A 16305-nucleotide genomic window follows, 5' to 3' on the forward strand; every position below is an offset into this window, starting at 1 on the left:
ATCAGATTCCTTGTTCACTGAGCCACAGGTTCAGGGCCGCCAGTTGCCACAGTTTCGAACCGCGCAACGGGGTCAGTTGGCCTTGCGGATCAGTCAGAAGCTTGTCGAGCATGCTCGGGTTGAACAGGCCGCGATCCTGGCTCGGATCCAGCAGCAACTCGCGCACCCAATTGAGCGTGTCGCCCTGCAAGTGCTTGAGACCCGGCACCGGGAAATAGCCTTTCTTGCGGTCGATCACTTCGCTTGGAATGACCCGGCGCGCAGCTTCTTTCAGCACTTGCTTGCCGCCATCGGGCAGCTTGAATTTGCCCGGCACACGGGCCGACAGTTCGACCAGTCGATAGTCGAGAAACGGCGTACGCGCTTCCAGGCCCCAGGCCATGGTCATGTTGTCGACGCGTTTGACCGGGTCATCGACCAGCATCACCGTGCTGTCCAGACGCAGCGCCTTGTCCACGGCAGCCTCGGCGCCGGGCTCGGCAAAATGCTGTTTGACGAAGTCGCCCGCCGCATCATGATCGACCAGCCATTTCGGCTGAACCGTCGCCGCGTAGTCGTCGTAGCTGCGATCGAAGAATGCATCGCGATAAGCGGCGTACGGATCCGCCGCGCCGTCGACCTGCGGATACCAGTGGTAACCGGCAAACAGTTCGTCCGCACCTTGGCCGCTCTGCACCACTTTGCAGTGCTTGGCCACTTCGCGGGACAACAAATAGAACGCGATGCAGTCATGGCTGACCATCGGTTCGCTCATTGCGCGGAAAGCGGCGGGCAGTTGTTCGATGATTTCTTTCTCGTCGATGCGCAACTGATGGTGGCGAGTGCCGTAGTGTTTGGCGATCAGGTCCGAGTACTGGAACTCGTCGCCGCGCTCGCCGCCGGCATCCTGGAAACCGATGGAGAAGGTCGACAGATTCTCTACGCCGACTTCGCGCAGCAGGCCGACGAGCATGCTCGAATCGACACCGCCCGAAAGCAGCACACCGACATCCACTGCCGCACGCTGACGAATCGCCACCGCTTCGCGGGTGCTGTCGAGGACGCGATCGACCCAGTCTTCCAGATTGAGGTTTTTCTCGTCTTCATTCGGGCCGTAGGGCAGGGTCCACCAGGTTTTCTGCTCGGTGCGGCCATCGGCTTCAACGCGCATCCAGGTGGCAGGCGGCAGTTTTTCGATACCGGCCAGCAACGTGCGCGGCGCAGGTACGACCGCGTGGAAATTCAGATAGTGATTGAGCGCCACCGGATCGAGGATCGGGTTGATGTCGCCGCCCTTGAGCAGCGCTGGCAATGCCGAGGCGAAGCGCAGGCGTTGGCCAGTGCGCGACAGGTACAGCGGCTTCACGCCGAGACGGTCACGGGCGATGAACAGGCGCTGGGCATCACGCTCCCAAATGGCGAAGGCGAACATGCCGTTGAGCTTCGGCAGCAATCCCTCGCCCCAGGCGTGATAACCCTTGAGCAGCACTTCGGTGTCGCCACCCGAATAGAAGGCATAACCCAGTGCTTCAAGCTCTGCGCGCAGTTCCGGGAAGTTGTAGATCGCACCGTTGAACGCCAGGGACAGGCCCAGTTGGCTGTCGATCATCGGCTGCGCCGAGCCGTCCGACAGGTCCATGATTTTCAGGCGTCGATGACCCAGGGCAATCGGCCCTTGGGCATGGAAGCCCCACGCGTCAGGGCCGCGAGGGGCCAGGTGATGGGTGATTCTCTCGATCGCTGCAAGGTCTGCAGGTTGTTGATCAAAACGTAACTCGCCAGCTAATCCGCACATAAAGTCCTTACCGGTTTTTCCGTTGGGGAAGGTCAAGCCGTACCACGCGAAAAGTGCGGGTACTCAGAAACTGACCTGTCACGGTAGGCGGAGTTTTAGATCGATAAGTTATAAGCGCGGCGCTACGGCCTCTGCAGGTCGGTGCTAGAGGGTGCCCTGGCAGCGTTAGCCGGTTTTTTTTGCGGGGCGGTAGCGGGCTGTTTTATAGGCCGAAAAACTGCGTGTGTTTGCGGCATTTGCCAGCAGTTTTTTCCATTATCAATTCATTCACACCATCGCTAAGGTCGAAAGCCCCAACAGCAATAAAGGACTATTGCCATGTCAGTGCAGCAACAGAAACAAAACCTTGCTCCATCTTCAGTGCTCGGCACGCTGCTGGAAGCCACCGCAGACCTCGACACGGCCGAGGCCCTGGAGAAAAGTCTGCCGCCTTATTTGCTCAAGGCTTCGACCGACACGCTGGCCACGCTGGATCAGACCGCTCGCGAGCTGCATCGCCTGCAGCTCAAAGTGGCCAAGGATCTGGCCGGATTGCAATCGTTGCGCGGTTTCTGCAAAAAAGAACTCACCGCTGCGTTGAACGCCAAGTGGCCGGCGGTCTATGACGTCGAACAGGATGTGCTCAGTCTGCCGGGTGACGATTGCGGCTGCGACGCGACGGCGACCAACCAAGCGGGTATCAATGTCGTAAAACACGCCGAGCAAACCCTGCTGCAGGCGGCGATGCAGAACTTCACTGAAGACGAAGAGCAAGCCGATGGTTTCCCGTCCGGCAGTGTCGTGCGCATTGCCAGTGCGCCTGCGGGTGTGCAGGGCCTGACACCGCAGGCGTTCGCCGCGTTGTGCCGCACGCTCGACCTGGGCAAGAAATATCAGCAACATTTCCAGCAAGTCTTCGGCCTGCGCGATGCCGACGGCAAAGTCGTGACCAGTAGCGTCCTGACCCGCGACATTGGCGCGATGAAAAAAAGCCTGTTGCAGCTCGACGCCCATCTGGCCGCGCTCAAGGCTGATATCACTCCGCAGGGATTGCGCATGCTGCAGGATCTGATTGATGCCCAGGGCGTGGCGTCGGCAACCCTGCGCCACGGCAACGACCCGATGATCATGCAGGGAATCGAGATACTGGACAGCTGCGTGTGGGGTGTCGTGGTGTTCTGCGCGCGCTCGGTGCAGGAACATCCCGAGGATGGTTGCCTGGTCTACATGGCGGGCGAGCCCGATAGGGCGTTGTACGAATATCCGAGCTTCAATGCCTTCAAAAACTATCTCACGCAACAACTGCGCAAACCGGACTACAAGGATTATTTCGGTCGATGCCTTGATGAGGATGACAAGGCCGATTTCTTCAAAACGTTCGAGGAAAAGGGCGAGTTGGGCCTCATCAGGCAACTGTCGATGAGTGTCCCGCTTTTTGATTTCATGGTGCAGAGTCACGTCGGCAAATTACAGATCGATGCGCGCAAACTGGCAGTGCCGACGGCAGATATCGATGAGGACGCACGCCAGAAACGTCTGCTGGATTTTCTCCAGCTGGGCGTGACCATCGCGTCAGTGGCGGGCATGTTTGTGCCGGTCCTTGGCCAACTGATGATGGGCGTCGCGGTCGGGCAATTGCTCGGCGAAGTGTATGAAGGGGTCGAAGACTGGCAGCGTGGCGATCATCAGCAAGCGCTTTCGCACCTGCTCAGCGTGGTGGAGAACATTGCGCTGATGGCGGCGTTTGCCGGCGGGCAGAAGGCGTTGGGCACGCTGGGCGGCAAACTGCTGCGCTCGCACCCGGAGTTCTTCGGGCAATTCCGGGCCATCCTCAATCACGCAGGCAAGGCACGTCTGTGGAAGCCCGATCTCGTTGCCTATGAGCATTCACTCCCGGCGGGATTCACCATTGATGCCAGCTCCAAGGAGTTTTATCAGGTGGGCCGCAAAACCCTTGGGCGTGTCGATCATCGATTCTTTGCCGGCAGTTACGATGCCGATGCCAGCCTGTGGCGTCTGGAGCATGCCAGTCGCGCTGACGCCTATGCCCCGGAGTTGGCCCGACACGTTGAGGGCGGCTGGCGCATTCCTGGCGAAGAGCCCGAGGAGTGGGGCAGTTCTGCGTACACACTCAAACGCATCGACCCGCACCTGAGCGAATTCACCGACAGCGACCTGGATAACATGCGTCGGCTCAGTGGCACCAGTCATGACCAATTGCTCCAGGCGTTCAACGATAACCTGGCGTTGCCGGAGCGTCTGCGCGACACGGTGGAACGCGTGCGTCTCTCCCGTCAACTGCGCCAGCTGACCCGCGAACTGCAGGCCGGCGAAGTACATTCCGGTCAGCCCGCCGAGGAGCAATTGCATGCATTGCCCAAGCTCAAGGGCTGGCCAACCGACCGCTACATCGAGGTTACCGACGCCGATGGCAGCGTCGAGGCAACTTATCCATCGACCCGCGAGCCCGACGAAGCTCTGAGCGTGGCAGTCAGCCGTGAACAACTGGCGGCGGGGCAGTTGCTGCGAACGGTCATTGATGGCCTGTACCAGAACGAAGTCGATGCTTTGCTCGGCGGTAAAACCGCCGCCAGCCTGGAAGAGTCGGCGCTGGCGAAGAAGCTCGGCGCGGCGCTGAAGACGGATCATCGTGAGGCGCTTGAGCGTATGTATCAGCGTTATGACCAGAGCGAGGCGGACGATGTGCTGAAGTTGCGCAAGGTCTTTGCCGCCATTACGACGCGCCATGGGCAGCAGCTGATCGAGCGCGCGCCGAGTATCGAACGATTGCATCTGCGCGAGACCGGGCAGGTGCCGTTGCGGATGGGGCAACGCGTCAGGCAAAACATCAACGCAGTGCGACTCGATCGTGCCCTGACGGGTTTGCATTGGCCACGACTGGCCAATGCTGATACCGACAAACTGGCCATTCAGTTGCTGCCACGACTGAGCGGCTGGGATGCACAATTGCGCTTGCAAGTGCGTGACAAGACACTCGCCGGGCCAATTCTGGAAGCCATCGGCGATGCCTCTGCGAAACCCGAAAATACCTGCTCGCTGGTGAAGTCTGCTGCCGGTTACGAGGCGTTCAGTGGCGACGGCAAGTCACTTGGCAAAGTGGCAGCAGCGCCGGGGGATCTGTACAGCGCGATTCTCAAAGCGCTGCCGTTGCGTCAGCGGACGGCCGCCGGGTTGGGCGGGTCTGCGCAGGCTGACACGGTGCGCTTGCGCAGCAAATTGCTCGATGCGGCGCTGGACGAACGCGAGGAGACGGCGCAGACATTGGTTCGCGGCACGTTTGAGCCTCGGCTTGTCGAGCCGGCCTGCATGCAGAGCGATCAGGCTGCCGGGACGGAGCATTCGCGGGCGCTGCTGCGCAAGGCGCGCAAACTGTATCCACGCTTGAATCAGCAGCAGCTCAGCCAATTGCTCGATGAGCTGGGCGATGATCCGTTGAGCCGTGCGACCCGCATCAAAGCCCTGCGTCAGGATCTGCAGACCCTGCGTGACGTTCTGTTTGTCTGGAGCGAAGATGCCGCGGCCCTGAAAGCCATGGGTGGCGATCTGGCCGAAGCGCGGCACAGCCGGAAAATCGCCGCCGAGTTGATCGAAGAAGGATTTCGACGCTTTCATTGGGCCACCAACGAAGAGGGAAAAAACCTCTGTACCCTCAACCTTGACGGCATGCGCATCGGTAAGGTGCCAACATTGCCGCCGTCGGTGAGCTTCGACCACATAGAGCAATTGTCGATGCGCAACATGGCGCTGGGTGATGATGTCGCGCACTTCCTCAAGTCCTTCAAACAGCTCGAGCTACTGGAACTGGGCAGCAACACGATCACCCGGTTGCCTGAAGTGTTGTCGCACATGCCGCGTCTGCAACGGCTGAGTCTGGCAAACAATCAGCTCAAACTGACCGAACAGACCCTGGCGAAGCTGAACAGTCTGAGCACGTTGCGCTACCTGAATCTGGACAAGAATCCGTTGGGCGCCACCCCGGATTTCAGTCAAATGACGCAACTGCGCCGCTTGTCCCTGCAAGACACCGGCATCACGGAACTGCCAGAAGGCCTGTCCAATTCCGTCCACATTGAATTGATGAACCTGACCGGGAATAAAATCAAAGAGCTGCCCGACTGGTTATTCCAGAAAACACGCCATTTCACCAGCGCACTCAAGCTGGGACTGAATCCTTTTTCCGAACGCAGCAAAACGCATCTGGAAAACTATCGCGATAATTTCGGCATCGGTATGGACTACCTCCCCAATGACATCGCCAGGATGAACGAGCAACACGCCCGCTCGCTCTGGTTGACCAAGAACAGTGGCGAGGAGTGGGCAGAACAGACGCGCATCTGGACGGCATTGCGAAACGAGCCGAAGGCCGATGGGTTGTTCACCGTGCTGGCGCAACTGGGCGATACCGCGGACGGGAAAAAGGCCAGCGCCGACTTGCAGCGACGCGTCTGGGCGGTACTGAAGGCGGCCGAAGCTGACGGGCCGCTGTGTGAACAAGTGCTCGACACGGCTGCCGATCCGCTTCATTGCACCGACAACGCAACGCTGGTGTTCAGTCGCCTGGAAGTCGAGGTGGAAGTCGAGCGGGTAACCAGCGCGGCAAGCGGCCGCAAGGTCACTGCCAAAGCTCTGCTGGAACTGGGCCGCAGTCTGTTCAGGCTGGACAAGCTGGAAGAAATTGCCCTGGAGCATTCGCTCCGGGCGCCGAAGGTCGATGCACTGGAAATGAACCTTGCTTATCGCATCGGTCTGACCGATGAGCTGGGGCTGCGCGGTCAACCGAAAGGTATGCTGTTCGATGCCCAGAGTGGCGTGACAGCCGCTGATCTTGAGGTCGCCAGAAATCGCGTGATGACTGCCGAACTTTCCCCGCAATGGCTGAAATACATGCAGGAGCGAACGTTCTGGCGTGATTATCTGAAGCGTACGTTTACGCGCAAATTTTCAATGATCGATGAATCGTTCGCGCCGCGCATGAGTGCCCTCGATGAGCAGGCGGACACCCTGCTCAGTGCCGACTATGTGAGTCAGGCGAATGCCCTCCAGCTTGAAAAGGAGCAGGCACAAGAGGCAGTGATCAAGCGCCTGACCGAAGAGTCCATACGCCTGATGGATCTCGGCCTCTGTGTGATGCCGGACATCTGATATTCACTTGCCGCGAATCAGTTTGCGCAAGGCAAACCGGTTGGGATGGCACGCTTCGGCCACGCTGCGCGGCAACGGCAGCGGCTCGTTGTCCAGCCACGCGGCGAGCAGTTCGCCGGACAGCGGCGCGGTGATCAGCCCGCGAGAACCGTGGCCGCTGTTGACGTACAGACCGTCGAGCCACGGGCAGGCGAGGTCCGGCACCTGTCGGGCGTCTTTGCTCAACGCAGCGTAGGTCTGATTGAAGGTTTGCAGATCAGCGAGCGGGCCGACAATCGGCAGGTAATCGGGGCTGGTGCAGCGATAGGCTGCGCGGCCCTCAAGGTTCTCAATTGGCTGCTCGCTGATGTTCAGACGGCTCAGCAGGTCGCTGGAAATCTCTTCGAGCATCGCCAGATTGCCTTGGTGCTCGGCAGTCGTGGGCGTCAGGTCGTCGCTGTTGAAGTCGAAACTCGCGCCCAGGGTGTGCTCGCCCAGACGCGCCGGGGCAACGTAGCCCTCGGCGCACACCACGGTGGCCAACGCACGACTGTCTGCGGTTTCAGGCAGACGCGTAATTTGTCCGCGAATGCGCTTGAGCGGCAATTCGGCACTCTGGGCAAAACGTTTGATTTCGGCAGCTCCGGCCAGGATCACCACCGGCGCACTGGCGAGTAAACGCTCGCCGTCGAACGCTTGCCACTGGTCAGCGACTTTGCGCAGTTCCAAAGCTTCGTGATGGCTGAGCAATTCAATGTTGGCGTGCATCGCCTGGGCCTGACACAGTGCCGGCGGATGCACCCAGCCACCTTCGGGGTAATACAAGCCGCCGTGGGCCACGCCGACACCGGCGCGAGCCTGCGCTTCGGGTTGTTCCAGCCACTGCAAGAGATCTTCAGGAAACGCCGCCGCCAGTTGCCCGTGGCGCTCGGCTTCCTTGGCATTGAACGCCAATTGCAGCACGCCGCAGTCATCCCAGTCGCTGCCGCGTTGCAGGCTTTCCAGCAGGCGCCGGGTGTAACCGAAGCCGCTGACGATCAACTGCGACAACGCCGTGCCATGGGCGGACAGCTTGAGATAGAGCACGCCTTGCGGGTTGCCGGACGCTTCCTGCGCCACCGCCGCGTGACGCTCGAGCAGACTCACCTGCCAGCCGCGCGCCGCCAGACTCGACGCCGTCGCGCAGCCGGCCAGACCGGCGCCGATCACCAGCGCCCGGCGCTCACCGCGCAACGGAGCAGGGCGGGCGAACCAGGGTTTAACCGGCATTGGCGCCGTCACCTCGGCGGGCCAGCCGAGAAATTCGCCACGCAGGATTTCCCACTTGTGGCCGATGCCCGGTGTGCGCTTCATCTTGAACCCGGCAGCGTTGAGCAGACGCCTTACCCAACCGGTGCTGGTGAAGGTGCTGATGGTCGAGCCCGGCGCGGCCAGGCGCGCCAGCTCGACGAACAGCTCAGCGGTCCACATGTCCGGATTTTTCGCCGGTGCGAAACCATCGAGAAACCACGCGTCGATCTGCGCATCGAGTTGCGGCAATTGCTCCAGCGCATCGCCGATCAGCAAGGTCAGCGTCACTCGACCTTCGGCCAAAGTAATGCGCTGAAAGCCTTGATGAATCGCCACGTAATGCCTCAGCAACTGATCCGCCAACGGCTTGAGTTCCGGCCACAGTGCCAAGGCCCGGCGCAGATCCGCAGGCGCCAGCGGGTACTTCTCGACGCTGACAAAATGCAGGCGCGCACCGGCCACCGCGTGCTGTTCGAACAACTGCCAGGCGCAGAGAAAATTCAGCCCGGTGCCGAAGCCGGTTTCGCCAATGACCAGCCGACCATCCGCCGGCAGCGCAGCAAAGCGCTCGGCCAGACGGTTCTGCTCAAGAAACACGTAACGGGTTTCCTCCAGCCCCGACTGATCGGAAAAATACACGTCATCAAACACCCGCGAACGTGGGCGTCCCTGGTCGTCCCAGTCGAGTTGGGCGTGGGGCATTTCGGCTTTCATGGCAGGCTCGGCAAACACAAGGCGGCCATTCTAGCCGATCACGCCGGTAGTACCTGATCCAGCACAAGACTCGCAGTGAAAAGAACCCTGTGGCGAGGGGATTCATCCCCGCTGGACTGCGCAGCAGTCCCAAAACCACAAGACTCGCAGTGAAAAGAACCCTGTGGCGAGGGGATTTATCCCCGCTGGACTGCGCAGCAGTCCCAAAACCATCCACCCCGTTTTCCCGATCCAAACCGCACTTCCCGGATCTACGAATACTGCACAGCCAGTCAACGATAAATCCCCTCACCACAAAGTTCTCATCCCGTCCTGAGTTCATGGGAATTTTCTGCCCTGCGCCCGTGCCCAATCCGCTAGTCTTGTTGAACCCTGGAAGGAGCCGTCCAATGTTTGAATCCGCTGAAATCGGTCACGCCATCGACAAAGACACTTATGAGGCGGCGGTCCCTGCGCTGCGTGAAGCCTTGCTGGAAGCGCAGTTCGAGTTGCAGCAGCAGAAGCGCTTTCCGGTGATCATCCTGATCAACGGCATCGAAGGGGCGGGCAAGGGCGAGACGGTCAAGCTGCTCAATGAATGGATGGATCCGCGCCTGATCGAAGTGCGCACCTTCGACCAACAAACCGATGAAGAACTGGCGCGGCCACCGGCGTGGCGCTACTGGCGTATGCTGCCGGCCAAAGGGCGAATGGGCGTGTTCTTCGGCAACTGGTATAGCCAGATGCTCCAGGGCCGGGTGCACGGACTGTTCAAGGATCCGCGTCTGGACCAGGCCATCGCCGGCGCTGAGCGTCTGGAAAAGATGCTCTGCGATGAAGGCGCGCTGATCTTCAAGTTCTGGTTTCACCTGTCCAAGAAGCAGATGAAAGCGCGGCTCAAATCGCTGGCCGACGACCCGCTGCACAGCTGGCGCATCAGTCCGCTGGACTGGCAGCAGTCGCAGACCTACGACAAGTTCGTCAAATACGGCGAGCGCGTGCTGCGCCGTACCAGCCGCGATTACGCGCCGTGGCATGTCATCGAAGGCGTCGATGCCAATTACCGCAGCCTGGCGGTGGGCAAGATTCTCCTCGAAGGCCTGCAAAGTGCGCTCAAGCGCGCCGACGTCAATCCCCACGAAGTCAGTGCCGCGCCGCTGGGCACGCCGGTCGATCAGTTGAACCTGCTCGACAGCCTCGACCTGACGCAGCGTCTGGACAAGAAAGACTATGAAGAACAACTGATCACCGAACAGGCGCGTCTGTCCGGGCTGATGCGCGACAAACGCATGCGCCGCCATGCGCTGGTGGCGGTGTTCGAGGGTAACGACGCGGCCGGCAAGGGCGGGGCGATTCGCCGCGTGGCAGCGGCGCTCGATCCGCGTCAGTACAGCATCGTCCCGATCGCCGCGCCGACCGAAGAAGAGCGCGCACAACCGTATCTGTGGCGGTTCTGGCGACACCTTCCGGCGCGGGGCAAATTCACCGTGTTCGACCGCTCCTGGTACGGGCGGGTGCTGGTCGAGCGGATCGAAGGCTTCTGCACCCCGGCCGACTGGCTGCGCGCCTACGGTGAAATCAACGATTTCGAAGAGCAACTGGCCGATGCCGGCGTCATCGTGGTCAAGTTCTGGCTGGCGATCGACAAGGACACGCAGATGGAGCGCTTTCAGGAGCGCGAAGAGATTTCCTTCAAGCGCTTCAAGATTACCGAGGACGACTGGCGCAACCGGGAAAAGTGGGACGACTATCGCCGGGCGGTCGGCGACATGGTTGATCGCACCAGCACCGAGATCGCGCCGTGGACGCTGGTCGAGGCCAACGACAAACGCTGGGCACGGGTGAAAGTATTGCGCACCATCAACCGCGCGCTGGAAGACGCGTTCGAGAAATCCGACAAGAAGGCCAAAAAGCACAAGGACTGAAGCGATGGCCGCGCATACGCCGGGTGAATGATCCTCGCGGTCGGCAAGAAGGTGGACTTATGCTCAGGTCCACTCTCAACCGACAACAACAATGAGGTATGCCATGCGTGAAGTGGTGATCGTCGACAGCGTGCGGACCGGCCTGGCCAAATCCTTTCGCGGCAAGTTCAACCAGACCCGCCCCGATGACATGGCGGCCCACTGCGTCAATGCGCTGCTGACCCGCAACGATATCGACCCGGCCAGCGTTGAGGACTGCATCGTCGGCGCCGGCTCCAACGAGGGCGCGCAGGGCTACAACATCGGCCGCAACGTCGCGGTGCTGTCGCGCCTGGGCACCGGCACCGCCGGCATGACCCTCAACCGTTTCTGTTCCTCGGGCTTGCAGGCGATTGCGATTGCCGCCAACCAGATCGCCTCCGGTTGCAGCGACATCATCGTCGCCGGCGGCGTTGAGTCGATCAGCCTGACCCTGAAAAGCGTCAACACCGATCACCTGATCAACCCGCTGCTCAAGCAACAGACCCCCGGCATCTACTACACCATGGGCCAGACCGCCGAAGTGGTGGCGCGCCGTTACGGTGTCAGCCGCGAAGCCCAGGATCGTTATGCGCTGCAAAGTCAGATGCGCACGGCCCAGGCTCAGGCTGCGGGTTTGTTCGATGATGAAATCGTGCCGATGGCGGTGAAATACCGCGTCGAGGATAAGAACAGCGGTGAAGTGCAGATTGTCGACGGCGTCGTCGAGCGCGACGACTGCAACCGCCCGGACACCACGTACGAAAGCCTTGCCGGTTTGAAACCGGTGTTCGCCGACGACGGTTCGGTGACGGCGGGCAATTCCTCGCAGCTGTCCGACGGTGCCTCGATGACACTGGTGATGAGCCTGGATAAAGCGCTGGAGCTGGGGCTCAAGCCGAAAGCGTTTTTCCGTGGCTTCACCGTCGCCGGTTGCGAGCCGGACGAAATGGGCATCGGCCCGGTATTCTCAGTGCCGAAACTGCTCAAGGCCAAGGGCCTGCAAGTGGCAGATATCGATCTGTGGGAATTGAACGAGGCGTTCGCTTCGCAGTGTCTCTACAGCCGCGACCGGCTGGAGATCGACAACGACAAGTACAACGTCAATGGCGGCTCGATTTCCATCGGCCACCCGTTCGGCATGACCGGCTCGCGTCAGGTCGGGCATTTGATCCGGGAATTGCAGCGGCGCAATCTGCGCTACGGCATCGTCACCATGTGCGTGGGTGGCGGGATGGGGGCGAGTGGGTTGTTTGAGGCGGTGCGCTAAAGGATTGATTGCCTGTTCAGGCCCCTTCGCGAGCAGGCTCGCTCCCACAGGTGATCGCATTCCCCTGTGAGAGCGAGCTTGCTCGCGAAGGCAGCGCCACGGTTCAGCGGCTGGAACCCTGCCGCTGCATCCGCGCTATATAAGCCTGAATCTCCCGCTCGATCACCTGACTGTCATACGGCCCTTCAAGGGTATTTTCCCGGGTGCTGAAATACAGCTCGCCATTGACCCGACACACGCGGTCGCTACGAAAACGGGTGGCGGGGGCGCTGTCCTCGGCGCGCATGGCGTACATGTCGGTCTCCCTGATATGCGTTGAAAAGTCTGCAATCAGCTTATGCCTGAAGCACTTGGCCCGCTTGCCGGGCCGATCAACGGCGGCGCGCCGGTTTACTGCTGCGACCTGCACAGTTTCATTCGCGGCCTGGCGGTAACTGTCCCTGTGTTGTGCGCAGCCGGACGCCTAGAATGAGTGCTCTTGTCAGCAGGCTTTTGGGGTTCGCATGCACATTTCATCGGGGCGCTGGGTGTACGGACTGTTCCTGGCGCTGCTGACCGCGTTTCTGTGGGGCATCCTGCCGATCAAGCTCAAACAGGTGTTGCTGGTGATGGATCCGGTCACGGTGACCTGGTTTCGTCTGATGGTTTCCGGCGGCTGCCTGTTCATTTATCTGGCGTCGGTCAAGCGCCTGCCAAGTCGCAAGGTGCTCGGGCCCAAGGGTGGCTGGCTGGTGCTGATGGCGGTGCTGGGGCTGGTCGGCAATTACGTGTTGTACCTGATGGGCCTCAACCTGCTCAGCCCCGGCACCGCGCAATTGGTGGTGCAAATGGGCCCGATCATGCTGCTGATCGCCAGCCTGTTCGTGTTCAAGGAACGCTTCAGCATCGGCCAGGGCATCGGCCTGCTGGTGTTGCTGGTCGGCTTTGGTCTGTTCTTCAATCAGCGTCTGGCCGAGCTGCTGACCTCGCTGTCCGACTACACCGCCGGCGTGCTCTTGGTGCTGCTGGCGTCGACGGTCTGGACCTTCTATGCGCTGGGCCAGAAGCAATTGCTCACGGTGTGGAATTCGTTGCAGGTGATGATGGTGATCTATCTGTTCTGCGGGCTGTTGCTGACGCCGTGGGTGCATCCGCTTGAAGCGCTCAACCTGAGCCCGTTGCAGGGCTGGCTGCTGTTGGCGTGCTGCATGAACACCTTGATCGCCTACGGCGCATTCGCCGAAGCACTGGCGCACTGGGAAGCATCGCGGGTCAGCGCGACGCTGGCGATCACTCCGTTGGTGACGTTTGTGGCGGTGGCGATTGCGGCGCGGATCTGGCCGGACTTTGTGCATGCCGAGCAGATCAATGCGCTGGGCTATGGCGGGGCGGTGCTGGTGGTGCTGGGTTCGGCGCTGGTGGCGTTGGGGCCATCGTTGATTGCCGGGCTCAGGGCGCGGCGGATGCGCATGGCCTGAAGATCAAAAGATCGCAGCCTGCGGCAGCTCCTACAATTGGAATGCGTTTCCCTGTAGGAGCTGCCGAAGGCTGCGATCTTTTGCTTCAGCCCTTGGCGCCAGCCTCGATCATGTTCTCCGGCCGCACCCAGGCATCGAACTCTTCATCCGTCAGATAACCCAGCTGCAACGCCGCCTCACGCAAAGTCAGCCCTTCGCTGTAAGCCTTCTTGGCGATCTCCGCCGACTTGTCATAACCGATGTGCGGGTTCAGCGCGGTCACCAGCATCAATCCACGTTCCAGATGCTTGGCCATGACCTCGGCATCCGGTTCGAGCCCGGCGATGCAGTGCTGCTGGAAGTTGCTGCAACCGTCGCCGAGCAGACGAATCGATTGCAGCAGATTGTGAATGATCACCGGTTTGAACACGTTCAACTGCAAGTGCCCCTGACTGGCGGCAAAACCGATCGCCACGTCATTGCCGAGCACCTGACAGGCGAGCATCGACAGCGCTTCGCACTGGGTCGGGTTGACCTTGCCGGGCATGATCGAGCTGCCGGGTTCGTTGGCCGGCAGCTTCACTTCAGCGAAACCTGCGCGAGGACCTGAGCCCAGCAGACGCAGGTCGTTGGCGATCTTCATCAAGGCCACGGCGAGGGTTTTCAGCGCACCCGACAGCGTTACCAGCGGCTCATGGCCGGCCAATGCAGCGAACTTGTTCGGTGCGGTGACGAACGGCAGACCGGACAGTGCTGCGAGTTCGGCGGCAATCGCCTCACCGAAACCGTGTGGTGAATTCAAACCGGTACCAACGGCGGTGCCGCCCTGAGCCAGTTCGCAAACCGCCGGTAGCGCGGCACGAATCGCGCGCTCGGCGTAATCCAGTTGCGCGATGAAGCCGGACAGTTCCTGACCGAAGGTGATCGGCGTCGCGTCCATCATATGCGTGCGCCCGGTCTTCACCAGTTTCATGTGCCGCGCCGCCAGTTCAGCGAGGCCGCCGGACAGCTCGGCAATCGCCGGCAGCAGTTGTTCCTGCACCGCTTTGGCGGTGGCGATGCTCATGGCGGTAGGGAAGCAGTCGTTGGAACTTTGCGAGCGGTTGACGTGATCGTTCGGGTGCACCGGCGACTTGCCGCCGCGCGGGTTGCCGGCCAGTTCGTTGGCGCGACCGGCGATCACTTCGTTGACGTTCATGTTGCTCTGGGTGCCGCTGCCGGTCTGCCAGACCACCAGCGGGAACTGCTCGTCATGCTCGCCGGCGAGCACTTCATCGGCGGCCTGTTCGATCAGGCGGGCGATGTCGGCGGGCAGGTCGCCGTTGCGGTCGTTGACCCGTGCGGCGGCTTTCTTGATCAGCGCCAGGGCGTGCAGCACCGGTAGCGGCATGCGTTCCTGACCAATGGCGAAGTTGATCAGCGAGCGTTGCGTCTGAGCACCCCAGTAAGCGTCGTCCGGGACCTCGATCTGGCCCAGGCTGTCGGTTTCGATACGGCTCATCGTGCACACTCCTGTTGGTCTGTTGGCGCAATTTAGGCCGGCGTCGGCCCGGGTGGTTCCATCGGCTCGATTGTTGACCGCAAAACCCCGCCAATCAAGCGCGGCAAGGGCCGGGGGTTGAGCCGCAGCGATTGTTAGGCGCAGAATGGTCGCCCTTGGGGTTCGACCTCGCTTTGCTTAAAGGAAACTCGATGACTCGTCTTCGCGCCATCTGTACCGCGGTTGCACTGGTTTGCGCCAGCGGCCAGGTGCTTGCCGATACCGCCAGCCACAACGCCAGTGCCGAAGCTTTCCTGACGCTGGCTCACGCTGACAAGCTGGGTACCCCGGTGTACATGCAAGTGCAGCAAATGTTCGCCCAGCGCTTTGAACAGACCAAAGCGCCTGAGTCGAAGAAAGCCGTGCTCGAAACCTACCAGGCCAAGGCCAACGCTGCGCTGGACCAGGCCATCGGCTGGAACAAGCTCAAGCCCGACATGGTCAAGCTCTACACCAGCAACTTCAGCGAATCCGAGCTCAAGGATCTGGTTGCCTTCTACCAGTCGCCACTGGGCAAGAAAGTCCTGGAAAAAATGCCGCAGCTGACCCAGCAATCGGCGCAGATGACCCAGGGCAAACTGGAAAGCGCGGTGCCAGTGGTCAACAAGCTGCTCGACGACATGACCAAAGAGCTGACCCCGGCCGCGGCGCCAGCCAAGAAGAAGTAAGCGGAGTTCGTGATGACCATGCAACAACGCATCGAATCGACGCTGGCCCTGTTACAGCCTGAGCACCTGCAAGTGCTGGACGAAAGCCACATGCACAGTCGCGGGTCTCAGACCCACTACAAAGCGGTGGTGGTCAGCGCGCAGTTCGAAGGCCTGAACCGGGTCAAGCGCCACCAGAAAGTCTACGGCACGCTCGGCGAGCTGATGGGCGAGTTCCATGCGTTGGCGCTGCACACCTACACCCCGCAGGAATGGGCAGAGATCGACGGCGCTCCGGCGTCGCCGACCTGTGCTGGCGGTAGCAAGCACTGATTTTGGATGTGGCGGGATTTTTGTGGTGAGGGGATTTATCCCCGTTCGGCTGCGCAGCAGTCGTAAACCATGTAATCACAGTCCTGGCAGAAGGAACGGGGCTGAATGGGTTTAGGGTTGCTTCGCCACCCAACGGGGATAAATCCCCTCGCCACAGGTTTTGTGTTGTCACAGAAGACTGAGTAAATCCAAAACACATCATGTTTTTGCTAGAATCCGCAACGCGCCGCTTAGCCGGCGCGTTTTTTTTTGAATCCG

11 protein-coding genes are annotated in these 16305 nt (G+C 60.8%); 7 read left to right on the plus strand and 4 right to left on the minus strand.

Annotated elements, in window-relative coordinates; all coding sequences use genetic code 11:
• Position 1: 1 nt before the first annotated feature.
• Positions 2-1774: an N-acetylglutaminylglutamine amidotransferase gene (locus AAEZ10_RS10375; RefSeq protein ID WP_151552273.1), complete on the minus strand. Its 1773-nt coding sequence runs from the start codon at positions 1772-1774 to the stop codon at positions 2-4.
• 318 nt (positions 1775-2092) lie between these two features.
• On the opposite strand from AAEZ10_RS10375, the gene AAEZ10_RS10380 reads away from it, so the two are divergent.
• Positions 2093-6916, plus strand: coding sequence for an NEL-type E3 ubiquitin ligase domain-containing protein (locus AAEZ10_RS10380; protein WP_350569074.1), 4824 nt, complete (start codon positions 2093-2095; stop codon positions 6914-6916).
• Positions 6917-6919: 3 nt separating this feature from the next.
• Here AAEZ10_RS10380 and mnmC read toward each other — a convergent pair whose 3' ends face one another.
• The gene (mnmC, locus tag AAEZ10_RS10385; protein WP_350569076.1) at positions 6920-8899 is read right to left on the minus strand and encodes a bifunctional tRNA (5-methylaminomethyl-2-thiouridine)(34)-methyltransferase MnmC2/FAD-dependent 5-carboxymethylaminomethyl-2-thiouridine(34) oxidoreductase MnmC1; all 1980 of its coding nucleotides are present in this window, start codon (positions 8897-8899) and stop codon (positions 6920-6922) included.
• Positions 8900-9288: 389 nt separating this feature from the next.
• Here mnmC and pap point away from each other — a divergent pair, with 389 nt between their 5' ends.
• Both pap and AAEZ10_RS10395 read left to right on the plus strand, forming a co-directional pair.
• Positions 9289-10803 carry a polyphosphate:AMP phosphotransferase gene (gene pap / locus AAEZ10_RS10390; RefSeq protein WP_016770941.1) on the plus strand — a complete coding sequence of 505 codons (1515 nt, stop codon included), beginning with the start codon at positions 9289-9291 and terminating at the stop codon, positions 10801-10803.
• Positions 10804-10906: 103 nt separating this feature from the next.
• Complete coding sequence (locus tag AAEZ10_RS10395; protein WP_122707365.1) at positions 10907-12091, plus strand: thiolase family protein; 1185 nt, start codon at positions 10907-10909, stop codon at positions 12089-12091.
• Between the two features lie 103 nt (positions 12092-12194).
• Here AAEZ10_RS10395 and AAEZ10_RS10400 read toward each other — a convergent pair whose 3' ends face one another.
• Positions 12195-12386, minus strand: a complete 192-nt coding sequence (locus AAEZ10_RS10400) for a DUF6316 family protein (protein ID WP_122603652.1) — start codon at positions 12384-12386, stop codon at positions 12195-12197.
• Between the two features lie 42 nt (positions 12387-12428).
• On the opposite strand from AAEZ10_RS10400, the gene AAEZ10_RS10405 reads away from it, so the two are divergent.
• Complete coding sequence (locus AAEZ10_RS10405) at positions 12429-12563, plus strand: hypothetical protein (protein ID WP_350569079.1); 135 nt, start codon at positions 12429-12431, stop codon at positions 12561-12563.
• Positions 12564-12594: 31 nt separating this feature from the next.
• Complete coding sequence (locus AAEZ10_RS10410; RefSeq protein ID WP_350569081.1) at positions 12595-13548, plus strand: DMT family transporter; 954 nt, start codon at positions 12595-12597, stop codon at positions 13546-13548.
• Positions 13549-13633: 85 nt separating this feature from the next.
• On the opposite strand, the gene AAEZ10_RS10415 is transcribed toward AAEZ10_RS10410, so the two are convergent.
• A complete protein-coding gene (locus tag AAEZ10_RS10415) occupies positions 13634-15028 on the minus strand; it encodes a class II fumarate hydratase (protein WP_016770937.1) in 1395 nt (464 codons plus the stop codon).
• Positions 15029-15219: 191 nt separating this feature from the next.
• Between AAEZ10_RS10415 and AAEZ10_RS10420 the strand changes: the two genes are divergently transcribed.
• Together AAEZ10_RS10420 and AAEZ10_RS10425 are read left to right on the plus strand one after the other, a co-directional pair.
• Positions 15220-15735: a DUF2059 domain-containing protein gene (locus AAEZ10_RS10420; protein ID WP_016770936.1), complete on the plus strand. Its 516-nt coding sequence runs from the start codon at positions 15220-15222 to the stop codon at positions 15733-15735.
• A 12-nt stretch (positions 15736-15747) separates the two neighbouring features.
• The gene (locus AAEZ10_RS10425; RefSeq protein WP_016770935.1) at positions 15748-16047 is read left to right on the plus strand and encodes a BolA family protein; all 300 of its coding nucleotides are present in this window, start codon (positions 15748-15750) and stop codon (positions 16045-16047) included.
• Positions 16048-16305 lie beyond the last annotated feature (258 nt).

Source organism: Pseudomonas sp. H26/SER47-MNA-CIBAN-0231 (assembly GCF_040310465.1).
GTDB classification, from domain to species: Bacteria; Pseudomonadota; Gammaproteobacteria; order Pseudomonadales; family Pseudomonadaceae; genus Aquipseudomonas; species Aquipseudomonas atacamensis.